Annotated in this window: 15 protein-coding genes; 8 read left to right on the top strand and 7 right to left on the bottom strand. The window is 70.5% G+C overall.

Annotated elements, in window-relative coordinates:
- Nucleotides 1-70 precede the first annotated feature (70 nt).
- Together ABT114_RS13445 and ABT114_RS13440 are read left to right on the top strand one after the other, a co-directional pair.
- Nucleotides 71-1,333, top strand: a complete 1,263-nt coding sequence (locus ABT114_RS13445) for a VWA domain-containing protein (protein WP_351141881.1) — start codon at nt 71-73, stop codon at nt 1,331-1,333.
- Nucleotides 1,333-2,136, top strand: coding sequence for a hypothetical protein (locus ABT114_RS13440; RefSeq protein WP_351141879.1), 804 nt, complete (start codon nt 1,333-1,335; stop codon nt 2,134-2,136). Before ABT114_RS13445 ends, ABT114_RS13440 begins: the two co-directional genes overlap by 1 nt.
- A 49-nt stretch (nt 2,137-2,185) precedes the next feature.
- Here ABT114_RS13440 and ABT114_RS13435 read toward each other — a convergent pair whose 3' ends face one another.
- Entirely contained in the window at nt 2,186-2,812 is a 627-nt protein-coding gene (locus ABT114_RS13435; protein ID WP_351141877.1) for a winged helix-turn-helix transcriptional regulator, read from the bottom strand.
- 89 nt (nt 2,813-2,901) lie between these two features.
- Between ABT114_RS13435 and ABT114_RS13430 the strand changes: the two genes are divergently transcribed.
- The 4 genes from ABT114_RS13430 to ABT114_RS13415 all read left to right on the top strand — a co-directional run bounded on the left by ABT114_RS13430 (nt 2,902) and on the right by ABT114_RS13415 (nt 5,958).
- Nucleotides 2,902-4,110, top strand: coding sequence for a pyridoxal phosphate-dependent aminotransferase (locus ABT114_RS13430; protein ID WP_351141875.1), 1,209 nt, complete (start codon nt 2,902-2,904; stop codon nt 4,108-4,110).
- A 20-nt stretch (nt 4,111-4,130) separates the two neighbouring features.
- Entirely contained in the window at nt 4,131-4,730 is a 600-nt protein-coding gene (locus ABT114_RS13425; protein WP_351141873.1) for a histidine phosphatase family protein, read from the top strand.
- A 110-nt stretch (nt 4,731-4,840) separates the two neighbouring features.
- On the top strand, nt 4,841-5,476 hold the full coding sequence (locus ABT114_RS13420) for a hypothetical protein (protein ID WP_351141871.1): 636 nt from the start codon (nt 4,841-4,843) through the stop codon (nt 5,474-5,476).
- Nucleotides 5,477-5,535: 59 nt separating this feature from the next.
- Nucleotides 5,536-5,958 (top strand): acyl-CoA thioesterase, encoded by a 423-nt coding sequence (locus ABT114_RS13415; RefSeq protein ID WP_351141869.1) that lies wholly within the window; start codon nt 5,536-5,538, stop codon nt 5,956-5,958.
- 1 nt (nt 5,959) lies between these two features.
- Here ABT114_RS13415 and ABT114_RS13410 read toward each other — a convergent pair whose 3' ends face one another.
- On the bottom strand, nt 5,960-6,355 hold the full coding sequence (locus ABT114_RS13410; protein WP_351141867.1) for a winged helix-turn-helix transcriptional regulator: 396 nt from the start codon (nt 6,353-6,355) through the stop codon (nt 5,960-5,962).
- A gap of 116 nt (nt 6,356-6,471) precedes the next feature.
- Between ABT114_RS13410 and ABT114_RS13405 the strand changes: the two genes are divergently transcribed.
- Nucleotides 6,472-7,920 (top strand): MFS transporter, encoded by a 1,449-nt coding sequence (locus ABT114_RS13405; RefSeq protein WP_351141865.1) that lies wholly within the window; start codon nt 6,472-6,474, stop codon nt 7,918-7,920.
- Nucleotides 7,921-8,176: 256 nt separating this feature from the next.
- Nucleotides 8,177-8,989, top strand: a complete 813-nt coding sequence (locus ABT114_RS13400) for a chitosanase (protein ID WP_351141863.1) — start codon at nt 8,177-8,179, stop codon at nt 8,987-8,989.
- A 48-nt stretch (nt 8,990-9,037) separates the two neighbouring features.
- On the opposite strand, the gene ABT114_RS13395 is transcribed toward ABT114_RS13400, so the two are convergent.
- The 5 genes from ABT114_RS13395 to uraD all read right to left on the bottom strand — a co-directional run bounded on the left by ABT114_RS13395 (nt 9,038) and on the right by uraD (nt 14,070).
- Complete coding sequence (locus ABT114_RS13395; RefSeq protein ID WP_351141861.1) at nt 9,038-10,423, bottom strand: nucleobase:cation symporter-2 family protein; 1,386 nt, start codon at nt 10,421-10,423, stop codon at nt 9,038-9,040.
- Between the two features lie 283 nt (nt 10,424-10,706).
- Nucleotides 10,707-12,086, bottom strand: a complete 1,380-nt coding sequence (locus ABT114_RS13390; protein WP_351141859.1) for an 8-oxoguanine deaminase — start codon at nt 12,084-12,086, stop codon at nt 10,707-10,709.
- A 109-nt stretch (nt 12,087-12,195) separates the two neighbouring features.
- Entirely contained in the window at nt 12,196-13,152 is a 957-nt protein-coding gene (gene pucL, locus ABT114_RS13385) for a factor-independent urate hydroxylase (protein ID WP_351141857.1), read from the bottom strand.
- 3 nt (nt 13,153-13,155) lie between these two features.
- A complete protein-coding gene (uraH, locus tag ABT114_RS13380) occupies nt 13,156-13,554 on the bottom strand; it encodes a hydroxyisourate hydrolase (RefSeq protein ID WP_351141855.1) in 399 nt (132 codons plus the stop codon).
- A 6-nt stretch (nt 13,555-13,560) separates the two neighbouring features.
- Nucleotides 13,561-14,070, bottom strand: a complete 510-nt coding sequence (gene uraD / locus ABT114_RS13375) for a 2-oxo-4-hydroxy-4-carboxy-5-ureidoimidazoline decarboxylase (RefSeq protein ID WP_351141853.1) — start codon at nt 14,068-14,070, stop codon at nt 13,561-13,563.
- Between the last annotated feature and the right edge of the window lie 46 nt (nt 14,071-14,116).

Below are 14,116 nucleotides of genomic sequence, written 5' to 3'. Positions count from 1 at the left end.
CGAACGCCGTTTTTGAAGCCAGGTCAACCCCGCTTTGTGGCGAGGCCTGTCTGATCAATAGGATCCGCCGATGATCAGAACACAACGGCTGGCGGCGGGGATCTGCGCCCTGCTCGCCGCGCTCACGGCCGGGATCGCGTTCCCGGCCGGGGCGGTCGCCGACGAGACCACCGCCGACGCACCGAAGGTCGACCTCGTCCTCGACGTGAGCGGGTCGATGCGCGCGAACGACATGGACGGCAAGTCGCGGATGGCCGCGGCGAAGCAGGCGTTCAACGAGGTGCTGGACGCGACGCCCGAGGAGGTCCAGCTCGGCATCCGCACGCTGGGCGCCAACTACCCCGGCGACGACCGCAAGACGGGCTGCAAGGACACCGCGCAGCTCTACCCGGTCGGCCCGCTGGACCGGACCGAGGCGAAGACGGCGGTGGCGACGCTCACGCCCACCGGCTGGACGCCGATCGGTCCCGCCCTGCTGAAGGCGGCCGACGACCTCGACGGCGGCACCGGCTCCAAGCGCATCGTGCTGATCAGCGACGGCGAGGACACCTGCGCCCCGCTCGACCCGTGCGAGGTGGCCCGCGAGATCGCGGCCAAGGGCATCGGCCTCACCATCGACACGCTCGGTCTGGTGCCGAACACTAAGATGCGCCAGCAGCTGAGCTGCATCGCCGAGGCGACCGGCGGCACCTACACCTCGGTGGAGCACACCGACGAACTGACCGACAAGGTCAACCAGCTGGTGGACCGGGCCGCCGATCCCGTGGTGACGCCGGTCGCCACGGAGGGCGCGGCCGCGTGCTCCCAGGCGCCGACCCTGAAGTCCGGTCTGTACACCGACCGCGAGGAGTTCGGCCAGGAGCGCTGGTATCGCGTGGACGTGAACCCCGGCCAGGAGCTGCGCGCCTCGGTGAGCGTGGCGGCCGACCGGGCCGTGAACCCCGACTACGGGGTGCTGCTGCGGGCGGTCACCGTGCACGCCCGTGAGATCGTGCGCGGCGAGGCGGCCGGCAACGGCCGTACGGACGTCATCTCGACCGGGCTGCGCTACCCGAAGGCCGAGAGCGACGAGGAGGACGCGCCCGCCGAGACGGTCTGCCTCCAGGTGACCAACTCCTTCTCCGCGGCCTCCGGCGTGAAGACCACGCCCGGCATGCCGCTGGAGCTGACCGTCGACGTCGTGGACGGACCGTCCCAGGCGAGCGACGTGGCCTCCTTCGGCCTCGGCCGCGGCTGGTGGCTGCTCGGTGCGCTGATCCTGGCCGGCTTCCTCGCCGGTGTGCTGTGGGGCTGGCTGTCACGCTGGCGCGTCGCGGTCTGGAGGACCAACTGATGCGAATCACCCGTGTGTTGAGCCTGGCCCTGCTGACACTGGGGCTGGCCGCGGGCCCCGCGGCGGCCGACTCCTCTCCCTCCGCGAGTCCGTCCGACGACGGAAAGGCGCCCACCCAGGCGGGCACGTCGTTCCGTACGGCGACCGAGATCGAACAGGGGCAGACGGCCACGGCGAGCGGCTCCGCCGGTGACTACCTGTACTGGTCGTTCCCGGCGGACGCCGGACAGCGGCCGACCGTGAAGGCGACGGTGAAGCTGCCGGAGTCGCACGCCGGCCAGTCCTGGCAGATCGACGTGTACGACGGTCTGCGCCGCCGCCAGGCCTGCCAGTACGGGGCGCAGACGCGCACCGCGGCCCAGGACGCGACCTCCGTCGAGCTGGCCTGCACCCTGCGCACGGTGCGCGCCTGGTCGCAGGCGTGGGACAACGACCCGCTGCCGGGCACCTACTACGTCCGGCTCACGGTGGTGGGCCTGAAGACCGCCGACCTGGGCCTGCCGGTGAACGCCGAGGTGCGGGTGGACTCCAAGGACATCGGCGGCTCGGCCGCGGTGGACGGCTCGCTGGCCCAGCCGCTGGTGCCGGGGATCGCGGTCAAGTCCGAGGCCGAGTCCGACGATTCGACGACGTCGGCGGTGCTGTCCAGCATCGAGCCCGACGACGGCTGGTCCTCCGGCTGGTGGTCCGACCGCTGGGTGTGGACCGCGCTGGGCGGCATGCTGGCCGCGCTCGCGGGCATCGGCGGATACGCGCTGACGCGCGGCTCGGGACGGCCGTCACGGGTGCCCCCGACCGTCTGACACGAGACCGGAAGGCCCGCCGCGGGAGCGCGGCGGGCCTTCTGCCGTCTTACGCCTCCCGCAGGACCTTGGCGAGGGTGCCGTCGCCGGACACGTCGATACGTCCGTCGCGTACCGCGTCCGGCACGGTCAACTCCCCCCGCGCGATGGCCGTGCACGTGTCGGTGTCCAGGACCAGCCGGGCGTCGGGCTCGCCGGGCGCGGGCCCGTCGCCGTAGACCGGCCCGTCCTCGGCGCCTACGTACAGGTGGAAGTCGCCTTCCTCCAGCCGGACTTCGACGAGACCCTCCCCGTGCAGGCCCCTCAGCAACGGCAGCGCGAACCAGTGCGCGCGTACGGCGTCCGTGGGCCGCCGCTCCCCCAGCTCGACCTGCCCCCACTCGCCCAGGGCCTGGAGCACCGGCAGCAACTCCCGGCCGCGTACGGTGAGTTCGTACACGTAGACCGCGCCGGGCGGCGGCAGTCGGCGCCGGGTGGTCAGGCCGTCGCGTTCCATGTCCTTCAGCCGCGAGGCGAGTACGTCCGTGCTCACGCCCGGCAGGTCGGCGTGCAGGTCCGTGTAGCGGCGTGGGCCGGCGAGCAGCTCCCGGACGATCAGCAGGGTCCAGCGGTCGCCGACGGTGTCGAGCGCGCGGGCGGCGGAACAGTACTGGTCGTAGCTTCGGCGAGGTGACATGCGACGCAGTCTAGACATGTTGTTGGACTTTCCAAGCAGTCACTTGGTAAAACCAAGTACGCAACATCACGAACCGGAGGGCGCAGCGCATGGAGTTCCGGCAGTCGAACAAGCTCAGCGAGGTCTGCTACGAGATCCGCGGCCCGGTGATCGAGCACGCCAACGCGCTGGAGGAGGCGGGCCACAGCGTGCTGCGCCTGAACACCGGCAACCCGGCGCTCTTCGGCTTCGAGGCGCCGGAGGAGATCGTCCAGGACATGATCCGGATGCTCCCGCAGGCGCACGGCTACACGGACTCCAAGGGCATCCTCTCCGCCCGCCGCGCGGTCGCCCAGCGCTACCAGAACCTGGGCCTGGCGGTCGACGTCGACGACGTCTTCCTCGGCAACGGCGTCTCCGAGCTGATCTCGATGGCCGTACAGGCGCTGCTCGAGGACGGCGACGAAGTCCTCGTCCCCGCCCCGGACTTCCCGCTCTGGACGGCCGTGACCACCCTCGCGGGCGGCAAGGCGGTCCACTACCTGTGCGACGAACAGGCCGACTGGTACCCGGACCTGGACGACATGGCGTCGAAGATCACGGACCGCACGAAGGCCCTCGTGATCATCAACCCCAACAACCCCACCGGCTCCGTCTACCCGAAGGAGATCGTCGAGGGCATCCTCGACCTCGCCCGCCGGCACGGTCTGATGGTCTTCGCCGACGAGATCTACGACCAGATCCTGTACGACGACGCCGTGCACCACTCGGCCGCCGCGCTCGCCCCCGACCTGGTCGTCCTGACCTTCTGCGGCCTGTCGAAGACGTACCGCGTGGCGGGCTTCCGCTCGGGCTGGCTGGTCGTGACGGGCCCGAAGCAGCACGCGAAGGACTACCTGGAGGGCCTGACCATGCTGGCCTCCATGCGCCTGTGCTCCAACGCCCCCGCCCAGTACGCCATTCAGGCCGCGCTCGGCGGCCGTCAGTCCATCCGCGAGCTGACCGCGCCGGGCGGCCGGCTGCACGAACAGCGCAACGTGGCCTGGGAGAAACTCAACGAGATCCCCGGTGTGTCGTGCGTGAAGCCGAAGGGGTCGCTGTACGCGTTCCCGCGCCTCGACCCCAAGGTGTACAAGATCCACGACGACGAGAAGTTCGTCCTGGACCTGCTGCTGCGGGAGAAGATCCAGGTGGTCCAGGGCACGGGCTTCAACTGGCCCACCCCCGACCACTTCCGCATCCTCACACTCCCCCACGCGGACGACCTGGAAGCGGCCATCGGACGGATCGGGCGATTCCTCAGCGGGTACCGGCAGTAGCGGCCTCCTAACCTGGGGGCATGGGTGATCTCTTTCTCGTCCGGCACGGTGAGACCGAGTGGTCGCGGTCCGGACGGCACACCGGCCGGACGGACGTCCCGCTGACCGAGCGCGGCCGGGAGGAGGCGCGCCAACTGGTGCCGCTGATCCGCTCGCATCGCGTCGGCGCCGCGTTCGTCAGCCCCCTGCAGCGGGCGCGGGAGACCGCGCAGCTCATCGGGCTCGACGAGGCGCGGCTCGACGTGGACCTCCAGGAGTGGGACTACGGCGGGTACGAGGGCGTCACGACCGTCGAGATCCAGCGCACCCGGCCGGGCTGGTTCCTGTTCACGGACGGTGTCGCGCCCGGGCCGCCCGAACGCCCCGGGGAGACTCCGGAGCAGGTCGGGGAACGGGCCGACCGCGTGCTGGCCAAGGTGGACGCCGCGCTCGCCAACACCGAGGGCGTCGTCGTCCTGGTGTCGCACGGCCACTTCCTGCGGGTCCTCACCGCCCGCCGGCTGGGGCTTCCGCCGGCGGACGGGGCGTTGTTCCAGCTGGGGACGGGGGCACTGTCCAGGCTGGGCACGGAGCACGGGCGGCCGGTGATCGCGGGCTGGAATGTCAGACCCCGGCCGTAGCCTTCAGGTGGGTCGTCGTCCGGCGACCCACGCGCCAGGACCACCCATGTGCCAGGGCCCATGCACCAGGTCCATGCACCAGGGTCCACGTGCCAGGGAGGGGGCATGCCGTGACACGACCGCCGACCGCCGCGCAGCGGCGTGTGATCGATGCCGCCGACCCCGTGACCGGACGGCTGCGGGGGACGGAGACACAGCTCACGGCCCTGGTGAAGCGGGGCCTCGCCTTCCGGCATCCCCGGCCGCCGCACGACCACTTCCTGACACCGGCCGGGCACCGGATACGCGAGGCGGCAGCCCAGCCGCCCCCCGAGCCGGCAGCCGGGGCGTCGGCGACCGCCGGGGTGTTCGCCGCGCGCGTCGGAGGCGAGGACGAGCCGGACGCGGACCCCGGCCCGGCCCGAGCCCGTGAGGTGCACAGCGCCTGGCAGGGCCTGCTGGAGCTGCGCCGTATGACCAACCCGGGCGGCGCCACCGGCCTGCCGTGCGGCTGGGAGCGCGCACACCTGGTGCGGGCCGCCGCGCTCGCCCTGGAAGCGGCCGGGCACCGGCCCGCGGGCCGTGACACGGACGGCTACCGGGTGCGCGCGACCCCTCAGCCGGAGGCCGTCGCCGTGCACGAGCCGGACGGCGAGGCGCTGCGGGCCTGCGCGCTCACCCTGGAGAAGGCGGGCTGGCAGGTCGGCGAGCACACCGAGTCCCGTACCAGAGCGCGCTATCTGCTGGCTTCCCCACGCCGGGTGTGATGGCCGTGCCAAGATCGGTGCCCAGGGCATCGATTTCCCGTCGACGAGAAGGGGAAGCAGTGAGCGAGCCGTTTTCCGTCCGGATAACCGTCCGCGGCTACGAGACCGACGTACAGGGTCATGTCAACCAGAGCGTGTACATCAACTACGCGGAACACGCTCGCTGGTCGTTGTTGCAGGCGGCCGGCATCAGCCAGGCCGGTCTGATCGGCAAGGGCGTGGGCCCGGTCGCCCTGGAGACGACCGTCCGCTACAAACGCGAACTCCTTGCCGGGGACGAGGTCGACGTGACGTGCGTCTTCGAGTGGGGCGGCGGCAAGACGTTCCGGATCCAGCAGACCATCCGCAAGACGGACGGCACGGTGGCCGCCGAACTCACGGCGGTCGGCGGTCTGCTGGACCTCAAGGAACGGCGGATGGTGGCGAATCCGCAGGACTACTTCAAGGAACTGGCGTCGGTCCCCGGCCTGTTCGGCCTGTAGGTCAGACCAGCTCCGGCTCGTGCGCGGTGTCGTAGGCGGCACGCGCCTGAGCGATGTAGACCCTGTTCCGCTCGGCCCAATCGGTCAGGCGCTGCAGGGTTTCGTGCAACTCCCGGGCCACCGGGGTGAGTTGGTACTCGACCTTCGGTGGCACCGTCGGGTGCACGGTGCGGGTGACGAGTCCGTCGCGCTCCAGATTGCGCAGGGTGAGCGTGAGCATGCGGCGGCTGATGCCCTCGATGCTGCGTTCCAACTCGGTGAAGCGAATGGGGCCGTGCGCGGCGGCGACGAGGATCTGCACGCTCCATTTCCCCGAGACCCTGTCAAGAACTTCGCGGACGGGACAGGCGTGCGCGTTCACGACCTGCGAGGTAACACCGGTGTTCCTCTGGGACATCCGACTGCCTCCTTACGTCTGCCTCCATGGTCACCCACCATGAACTCCGTTACAAGTCGTGCGCCAAGGGCACGCGCGGTTCCTACGGAGAATGCGGAGGCCAACAGGCCATGTCCATGTCCACGTCCAGCCGGGCCGAGTCACCGACACGGCCGTCGCTCCCCCGAACCTACTCCCGCTGGGCGTCCCTCGTCGTCCTGTGCGCGGGCACTTTGATGACGATCCTCGACGGCAACGTCGTCACCGTGGCGATGCCCGCGATCCAGAGCGACCTCGGCTTCAGCGGGCCGGGGCTCGCCTGGGTCGTCAACGCCTACCTGATCCCCTTCGGCGGGCTCCTGTTGCTGGTGGGCCGCCTCGGCGACCTGGTCGGCCGCAAGCGGATGTTCGTGGCCGGGCTCGCCGTGTTCACCGCGGCCTCCGTGCTGTGCGGGGTAGCCACCAGCCAGGGCGTGCTGATCGCGGCGCGTGCCGTGCAGGGCGTCGGCGGGGCGATGACCGCGGCCGTGGTGCTGGGCATGCTGGTCGCGCTGTTTCCCGAGCCGCGTGAACAGGCCCGTGCCATCGCGGTGTTCAGCGCGGTCGGTGCGGCGGGCGGGGCACTCGGCACGTTCCTGGGCGGGGCGCTGACACAGGCACTGAACTGGCACTGGATCTTCCTGATCAACCTGCCGATCGGGGTGGTCGCGCTGCTCGCGGCGGTTCGCGTCCTCGCACCGGAGGCGGGTGCCGGCCTCGGCAGGGGCGCCGACTATCCGGGGGCGGCACTGGTCACCGGCGCGCTGATGCTCACGGTGTACGTCATCGTCGGCGCCGGTGACCGCGGGCCCACGGCCACCCTGCTCCTGGCGGTGCTCGCTCTGGCCCTCTTCGTGGCGTTCACAGTCCGCCAGGCACGGACCGCACGTCCGCTGCTGCGGCTGCGGCTGTTCGGCTCGCGGCTGCTGAGCGGGGCGAACGTCGTCCAGGTCCTGATGATCGCCACGATGTACGGCTTCCAGTTCATCGGCGCGCTCTACCTCCAACGCGTCCTCGGCTACGACGAGTTGACCACCGGCACGGCCTTCCTGCCGGCGCCCATCGCGATCGGGGTGCTGATGCTGGGCCTGTCCGCGCGGACCATCGGCCGGTTCGGTGCGTACCGGGTACTGCTCGCCGGACTGGTGCTCGTCATCGCCGGGATGGCACTGCTGGGCCGCGCCCCCGTCGACGGCTCGTACGTCACCGACGTACTCCCGTCCCTGCTCCTGCTCGCCGCCGGATTCGCGGCCGCGATGCCCGCGCTGACCGGGCTCGCCATGTCGGGAGTCCGCGAGGAGGACGCCGGGCTGGCCTCGGGCCTCTTCAACACCACTCAGGTGGTGGGGGGTTCGCTCGGTCTGGCGGTGCTGTCGACGCTCGCGGCGAGCCGCACCGACGGACTGCTCGACCGGGGCGCGGAGCTGATCCCGGCCACGGCAGAGGGCTACCGGCTGGCGTTCCGGGTGGCCGCGGTGATCGCGACGGGCGCGCTGACGCTGGCGGCGGTGGCACTCCGGCAGCGCACCGAGCGGGCGCAGGGCTGACGTCCCGCGGCGACGGCCACACTCCGCAAGCGCGGGCATCGAAGAGGTGCCCCCTACGGGTGAGGTGCCACCACAGGGCCTGGAAGGTGAGGCCATCGCGACCATGCCGAGGCTGTAGACCGCGGCCTCGACACGGTCGGACTCGTTCACCCTGGTCCCTCTCGGCTCACAGTAACTTGCCAAGGCCACCCCACGGCATTGCCAGGTTGGCACGCGAGTCTCGACTGCCGTCCACAGCGCCCTCTTTGGAGATGACGTGCCGATCTTTCGCAGAAAAGCCGACCGTCGCACCCTGATCGCCGCATTCGGTGCCGCGCTGGCGGCCGTGGGGTGGCCCTCGGCCGAGGCGGACACCGCGGCGACGGGGCTGGATGATCCGGTGAAGAAGGACATCGCCATGCGGCTGGTGTCCAGCGCGGAGAACTCGTCCCTGGACTGGAAGGCGCAGTACGCGTACATCGAGGACATCGGCGACGGCCGCGGCTACACCGCCGGCATCATCGGTTTCTGCTCCGGTACGAGCGACATGCTGGCCCTGGTCGAGCTGTACACCGAGCGGCACCCGGGCAACGCCCTGGCCGGCTATCTGCCCGCGCTGCGCGCGGTGAACGGCAGCGACTCGCACGAGGGCCTCGACCCGGGCTTCCCCGACGCCTGGCGCAAGGCCGCGAAGACGTCGGGCTTCCGCGAGGCCCAGTGCGACGAGCGGGACCGCGGCTACTTCGACCCGGCCGTGGCGCGCGCCAAGAAGGACGGCGTGGGCACGCTCGGGCAGTTCGTCTACTACGACGCCATGGTCATGCACGGCCCCGGCACGGACGCCGTCAGCTTCGGCGGCATCCGCGAGCGGGCCCGGGGACACGCGGACACCCCGGCGGAGGGCGGCGACGAGACGACGTACCTGAACGCCTTCCTCGACGCCCGCGTGTGGGCGATGAAGCAGGAGGCGGCCCACAGCGACGTCAGCCGGGTCGAGACGGCCCAGCGGGTGTTCCTCGACGCCGGCAACCTCGGTCTCGACACACCGCTCAAGTGGAAGGTGTACGGGGACAGTTACGAGATCGACTGACACACGGATGAGGGGTACGGCCGCTGCCGTACCCCTCATCCGTCAGTGTCAGTGCGCGGCTGCCGTGCGCGCGCCCACGATCCCCTCGCCCGGTTCCATCGGCGCCGTGACGTCGTCGTCGGCCTCGCGAGCCCCGCCGAGGTGGTTGAAGACAAGGTTCAGGACCACCGCCGCCACACAGCCCGTCGAGATGCCCGAGTCCAGGACGATCTTCGCAGTCTCCGGGAAGGCGTGGTAGAACTCGGGCGCCGTGATGGGGATGATGCCGACGGCCAGCGAGACGGCCACGATCAGGACGTTGTTGTCCTTCTCCAGGCCCGCCTTGACCAGGGTCTGGATGCCGCTGGCGGCGACCGAGCCGAACAGGACCACGCCCGCGCCGCCGAGCACCGGGCGCGGTACGACGGCGATGAGCGAGGCGGCCATCGGGCACAGGCCCATCAGGACCAGGAAACCGCCGCCGACGGCGACGACGTAGCGGCTGCGGATCCTCGTCATCGCGACGAGGCCGATGTTCTGCGCGAAGGCGCTGCACATGAAGCCGTTGAACAGGGGGCTGATCGCCGTGCCGAGGGTGTCGGCGCGCAGGCCGGCCGCGATGGTCCGCTCGTCCGCCGGGCGTTCGACGATCTCGCCCAGCGCCAGCATGTCCGCGGTCGACTCGGTCATCGAGACCACCATCACCACGATCATCGACAGGATCGCGGCGACCTGGAACTGCGGTGCGCCGAAGTGGAACGGGGTCGGGAATCCGATCACGTCCGCGTCCGCGACCGGGGCGAAGTCCGTGACACCGAAGGGGATCGCGACGAGCGTGCCGATGACCAGGCCGAGCAGGACGGCGATCTGCTTGACGAAGCCGCGGGTGAAGCGGCGAAGCAGCAGCACGATCACGAGAGTCGCGGCCGCGAGACCGAGGTAGGTCGTCGAACCGTAGTCGTCCGCGGCGGGGTTCGGGCCCTGTGCCCAGCCGAAGGCGACGGGCAGCAGCGAGATTCCGATGAGCGTGATGACCGTGCCGGTGACGACCGGCGGGAAGAAACGGACCGCCTTGCTGAAGAAGGGGGCCGCGACGAAGCCGAGGACGCCGGCGACGATCACCGCGCCGAAGATGATCGGCAGGGCGTCGGACTTGTCCTTGGTGGAGGCGACGATCGCCGTCATGGGGGCCACCCCGGCGAAGGTGACACCGTTGACGAACGGCAGGCGGGCGCCGATCTTCCAGAACCCGAGCGTCTGGAGGAAGGTGGCGAGCCCCGCGGTGAACAGGCAGGCTCCGGTGAGGAAGGTCAGTTCGGTGCCGGTCAGGCCTATGGCCGCGCCGACGATCAGGGGCGGGGCGACGACTCCCGCGTACATGGCGGCCACGTGTTGCAGACCTGTGGTCGCCATCTTGAGGGCGGGGAGTTTCTCGTCGACGGGGTGAGCGGACACAGCGGTTCCTCCGGTGGGTGACACGTCGGCTCTGACGCGGAGTTCGAGGAGGTGGTGCGTGTGGTCATGGGGGTACCTCCCGCTCATGGGGGTCCCCCCGCTCGAGCGGAGCCGAGAGTGGGGGAGAAGCCGAGAGTGGGGGAGGGACCGGGGGTGACGGTGACGGTGACCGTGCCGGGGCGCGCGCGTCCACGCGCGCCCCGGTGACGGCCGCCGCGGTCCCAGTTCGGGTCCACGGCTGCCGGCCAGGAGCCGTCCCTCCCGGCCGGAGTTCTCCGACTGCTCAGCCCTGGGCGGCGATCCGCGCCAGGCGCTGTGCTTCCGTCCGCGTGGAGCGGGCGATCGCGTCCTCGTCGGCGGTGAGGAGCCGCCCGTTCTCCACGATCTGGCGGCCGTTCACGAACGAGGCGGTCACCGGGGCCGCGGCGCCGAAGACCAGCGCGGTCACCGGGTCGGCGATGGAGGCGTGGGCGAGGGTGTCGAGCTTCCACAGCACCAGGTCGGCCAGCTTGCCCGGCTCCAGGGAGCCGGTCTCGGCCGCGCGGCCCAGGACCTGGGCGCCGCCGTAGGTGCCGAGGCGCAGTGCCTGGCGGGCGTTCAGAGCGGCCTCCCGGTGGGCGCCGAGACGGTTGATGAGCAGCGCGTTGCGCAGTTCGGTGTGGAGTTCGCCGGACTCGTTCGACGCGGTGCCGTCGACGCCGAGGCCGACCGGGACGCCGGCCGCGAGCATGTCGGGGACGCGGGCGATACCGGCCGCCAGTCGGGCGTTGGACGACGGGCAGTGGGCGACACCCGTCTTCGTACGGGCGAAGGCGGCGATGTCGGAGTCGTTCATGTGGACGCAGTGCGCCATCCACACGTCCTCACCGAGCCAGCCGGTGGACTCGAAGTAGTCGGTCGGGCCCATGCCGAACAGCTCGTGGCAGAACTTCTCCTCCTCGACCGTCTCCGAACCGTGGGTGTGCAGCCGCACGCCCTTGCTACGGGCCAACTCCGCGCCCTGACGCATGAGTTCGGTGGAGACGGAGAACGGGGAGCAGGGGGCCACGGCCACCTGGGTCATGGCGTCGAAGGAGGCGTCGTGGTGCGCGTCGACGGTTCGCTCGGTGGCGGCCAGCGCGCCTTCGAGGGTCTCGACGGCGAAGTCCGGCGGCAGCCCGCCGTCCTTCTCGCTGCGGTCCATGGAGCCACGGGCGAGGGTGAAGCGGACGCCCATGTCGCGGGCGGCGCCGATGATGGCGCCGGACAGGTCGCCGGAGCCCTTCGGGAAGACGTAGTGGTGGTCCAACGCGGTGGTGACACCACCGCGGGCCATCGTCGCGAGCGAGCCCTGCGCCGCCGCGTACACCATCTCCTCGTCGATGCGCGCCCAGGTCGGGTACAGCGCGACGAGCCAGTTGAAGAGGTTGTGGTCCGTGGCCAGGCCCCGGGTGATCCACTGGTAGAAGTGGTGGTGGGTGTTGATCAGGCCGGGAGTGACCAGGTGCCCGGTGGCGTCGATGCGGCGTACGACGTTCTCCAGGCCCTCGGGGGCCCTGCCCGCGCCCACCGCCTCGATGCGGTTGCCGGCGACGACCACGTACCCGGAGGCGTACTCGGTGTCGGCGGCGTCGACGGTCGCGATCGCACAGTTCTCGATGACGATGCGCTGGGCTGCTGCCATGGTTCGTCCTTTTCGCTCTGTGGAGAGGGCACGGCAGGACCCTGGGAGTTTTGAGTGCCGTGGCCGGGGAGGCGGGCTCCCCGGCCACGGGTGCCGAAAGAGGGACGCGTCAGAGGTTGGTGAGGTCCACCGGGATGTGCGGCTCGCAGCCGTCCCGCAGGATGGTCGCCTCGATCAGGCCGTACGGGCGGTCGGCCGCGAAGTAGACGGCTCCGTCGGCGGTATCGTTCTTCAGGCCGAACGGCTCCAGGTCCACCAGGAAGTGGTGCTTGTTCGGGAGCGAGAAGCGGACCTCGTCGATCTCGCTGCGGCTGTCGATGATCCGCGAACCCATCTGGTACAGGGTCTGCTGGAGCGACAGCGAGTACGTCTCGGCGAAGGCCTGCAGCATGTGCTTCTTCACCTGCTCGTAGGACTTCTCCCAGTTGGGCATGCGGTCCGCGTCGTCGGTCCAGTTGAACCGCCAGCGGGCGGAGACCTGGGTGGCGAGGATGCGGTCGTACGCCTCCGGCAGCGTCGTGTACTTGTCCTTGACGTAGCCCCAGAACTCGGAGTTGGTCGAGTTCATGACGACGAGGTCCTTGAGGCCGGAGATGACCTCCCACGACGAGCCGTCGTACGTGATCTGGGTCAGGCGCGTCTCCTGGCCCTTCCGTACGAAGGAGTGCTTGACCTTGTCCGCGCCGATGACCTGAGAGTTGGCGTCGGAGGTCTCGATCCGCTCCCAGGCGTACTCCTCGATGCGGATACGGGCGGTCTTGATCGGCTCCTGGCTGGTCACGAAGTGCCGGGCCAGATGGATGCCGAACTGCTCGGCGGACTCGATGCCGTGTTCCTTGGCGAACGCGTACACCGTGTTCTTGGTGGTGTCGGTCGGCAGGACGTTGGCGTTCGAGCCGGAGTAGTGGACCTCGTCCATGTCGCCGGAGAGCGCGACGGAGACGTTCAGGTCCTTGATGTGGTGGGTGGCGCCGTCCCGCGTGATCTTTACGACTCGGTTCTCGGCCTTGCCGTACTGGTTCTGTCCCAGGATCACAGGGCGGGCAGGGCGGGAATGATCGGTCATTAGCTAGCTCCCTCGGTAAACGGAGTAGCCGAACGGGTTGAGCAGCAGCGGTACGTGGTAGTGCTCGCCGGGCTTCACGGCGAAGGTGATCGCCACCTCGGGGAAGAACGCACCGCTGTCCCGACTCGCGGGGGCGTCCTGCTGCGCATCGGCTTGCTTCTTCGCGGATTTCTCGAGGTACGGCTCCACTGCGAAGTCGAGCCGTACGTGGGTCGTCCCTTCCGGCAGAGCCGGCAGGTCCTTGCACCGCCCGTCCGCGTCGGTCGCGGAGCCGCCGAGCGCCCGCCAGTCCGCATCGCGCCCGGCGCGGGCGGCGAGCTGGACGGCGACGCCCTCGGCGGGGCGGCCGATGCTGGTGTCCAGGATGTGGGTGGACACCGAGGCCGTGGTGCTGGTGCTCATGCTGCGTCAGTCCTCTTCGACGAGTCGGGCCAGTCGGATGCGGTTGATCTTGCCCAGCTCGGTGCGGACGATCTCCCGCTCCTGCTCGGGCGAGTTGCCGATCCGTTCCTTGACCGCGTCGCGCATCTGCTCGCCGGTGCGGCCGGTGGCGCAGATGAGGAAGACGTGCCCGAACTTGTCCTGGTAGGCCAGGTTGAGCTCGAGCATCTCCGCCCGGAGCTCCTCGGAGGCGCCGGCCATGCCGCGCTGTTCGCGGGCGGAGGTCGGGTCGCCGGGCTTGGGGCGGCCGATCGGCGGGTGCCCGGCCATCGCCTCCGCCAGGTCCGCGGCGGTCAGCTCGGCCATGGCGGCATCGCCGGCGGCGTACAGCTCGTCGGCGGTGGCGTAGGGGCGGGCCGCGAGCAGCCGGTTCGCCCATGCCGTCGAGGCGCACGCCTCGTGGAGGGCGGCGAAGGCCGCGGACTCCTCGAGGTCGTTGAAACGGGCAAGGCCCGGGGGCGTGGAAGTGGAAGTCACGGGAGCCTCCGTGGCCGCGAACGGCCTTCGTGCTGAACGGGCTGCG

The sequence above is a fragment of the Streptomyces sp. NPDC002088 genome (assembly GCF_040296605.1).
In the GTDB taxonomy this organism is placed as follows: Bacteria; Actinomycetota; Actinomycetes; order Streptomycetales; family Streptomycetaceae; genus Streptomyces.
Note: the sequence above shows the minus strand (reverse complement) of the source record. Positions and strands in the feature narration are given on the sequence as shown.

Coding starts and splice junctions, on each gene's coding strand:
- ABT114_RS13425 (WP_351141873.1), top strand. CDS start 4,131: ATGGGTGATCTCTTTCTCGTCCGGCACGGTGAGACCGAGTGGTCGCGG.
- ABT114_RS13435 (WP_351141877.1), bottom strand. CDS start 2,812: ATGTCACCTCGCCGAAGCTACGACCAGTACTGTTCCGCCGCCCGCGCG.
- ABT114_RS13390 (WP_351141859.1), bottom strand. CDS start 12,086: ATGGCAGCAGCCCAGCGCATCGTCATCGAGAACTGTGCGATCGCGACC.
- ABT114_RS13430 (WP_351141875.1), top strand. CDS start 2,902: ATGGAGTTCCGGCAGTCGAACAAGCTCAGCGAGGTCTGCTACGAGATC.
- uraH (WP_351141855.1), bottom strand. CDS start 13,554: ATGAGCACCAGCACCACGGCCTCGGTGTCCACCCACATCCTGGACACC.
- ABT114_RS13445 (WP_351141881.1), top strand. CDS start 71: ATGATCAGAACACAACGGCTGGCGGCGGGGATCTGCGCCCTGCTCGCC.
- pucL (WP_351141857.1), bottom strand. CDS start 13,152: ATGACCGATCATTCCCGCCCTGCCCGCCCTGTGATCCTGGGACAGAAC.
- ABT114_RS13410 (WP_351141867.1), bottom strand. CDS start 6,355: ATGTCCCAGAGGAACACCGGTGTTACCTCGCAGGTCGTGAACGCGCAC.
- ABT114_RS13405 (WP_351141865.1), top strand. CDS start 6,472: ATGTCCACGTCCAGCCGGGCCGAGTCACCGACACGGCCGTCGCTCCCC.
- ABT114_RS13440 (WP_351141879.1), top strand. CDS start 1,333: ATGCGAATCACCCGTGTGTTGAGCCTGGCCCTGCTGACACTGGGGCTG.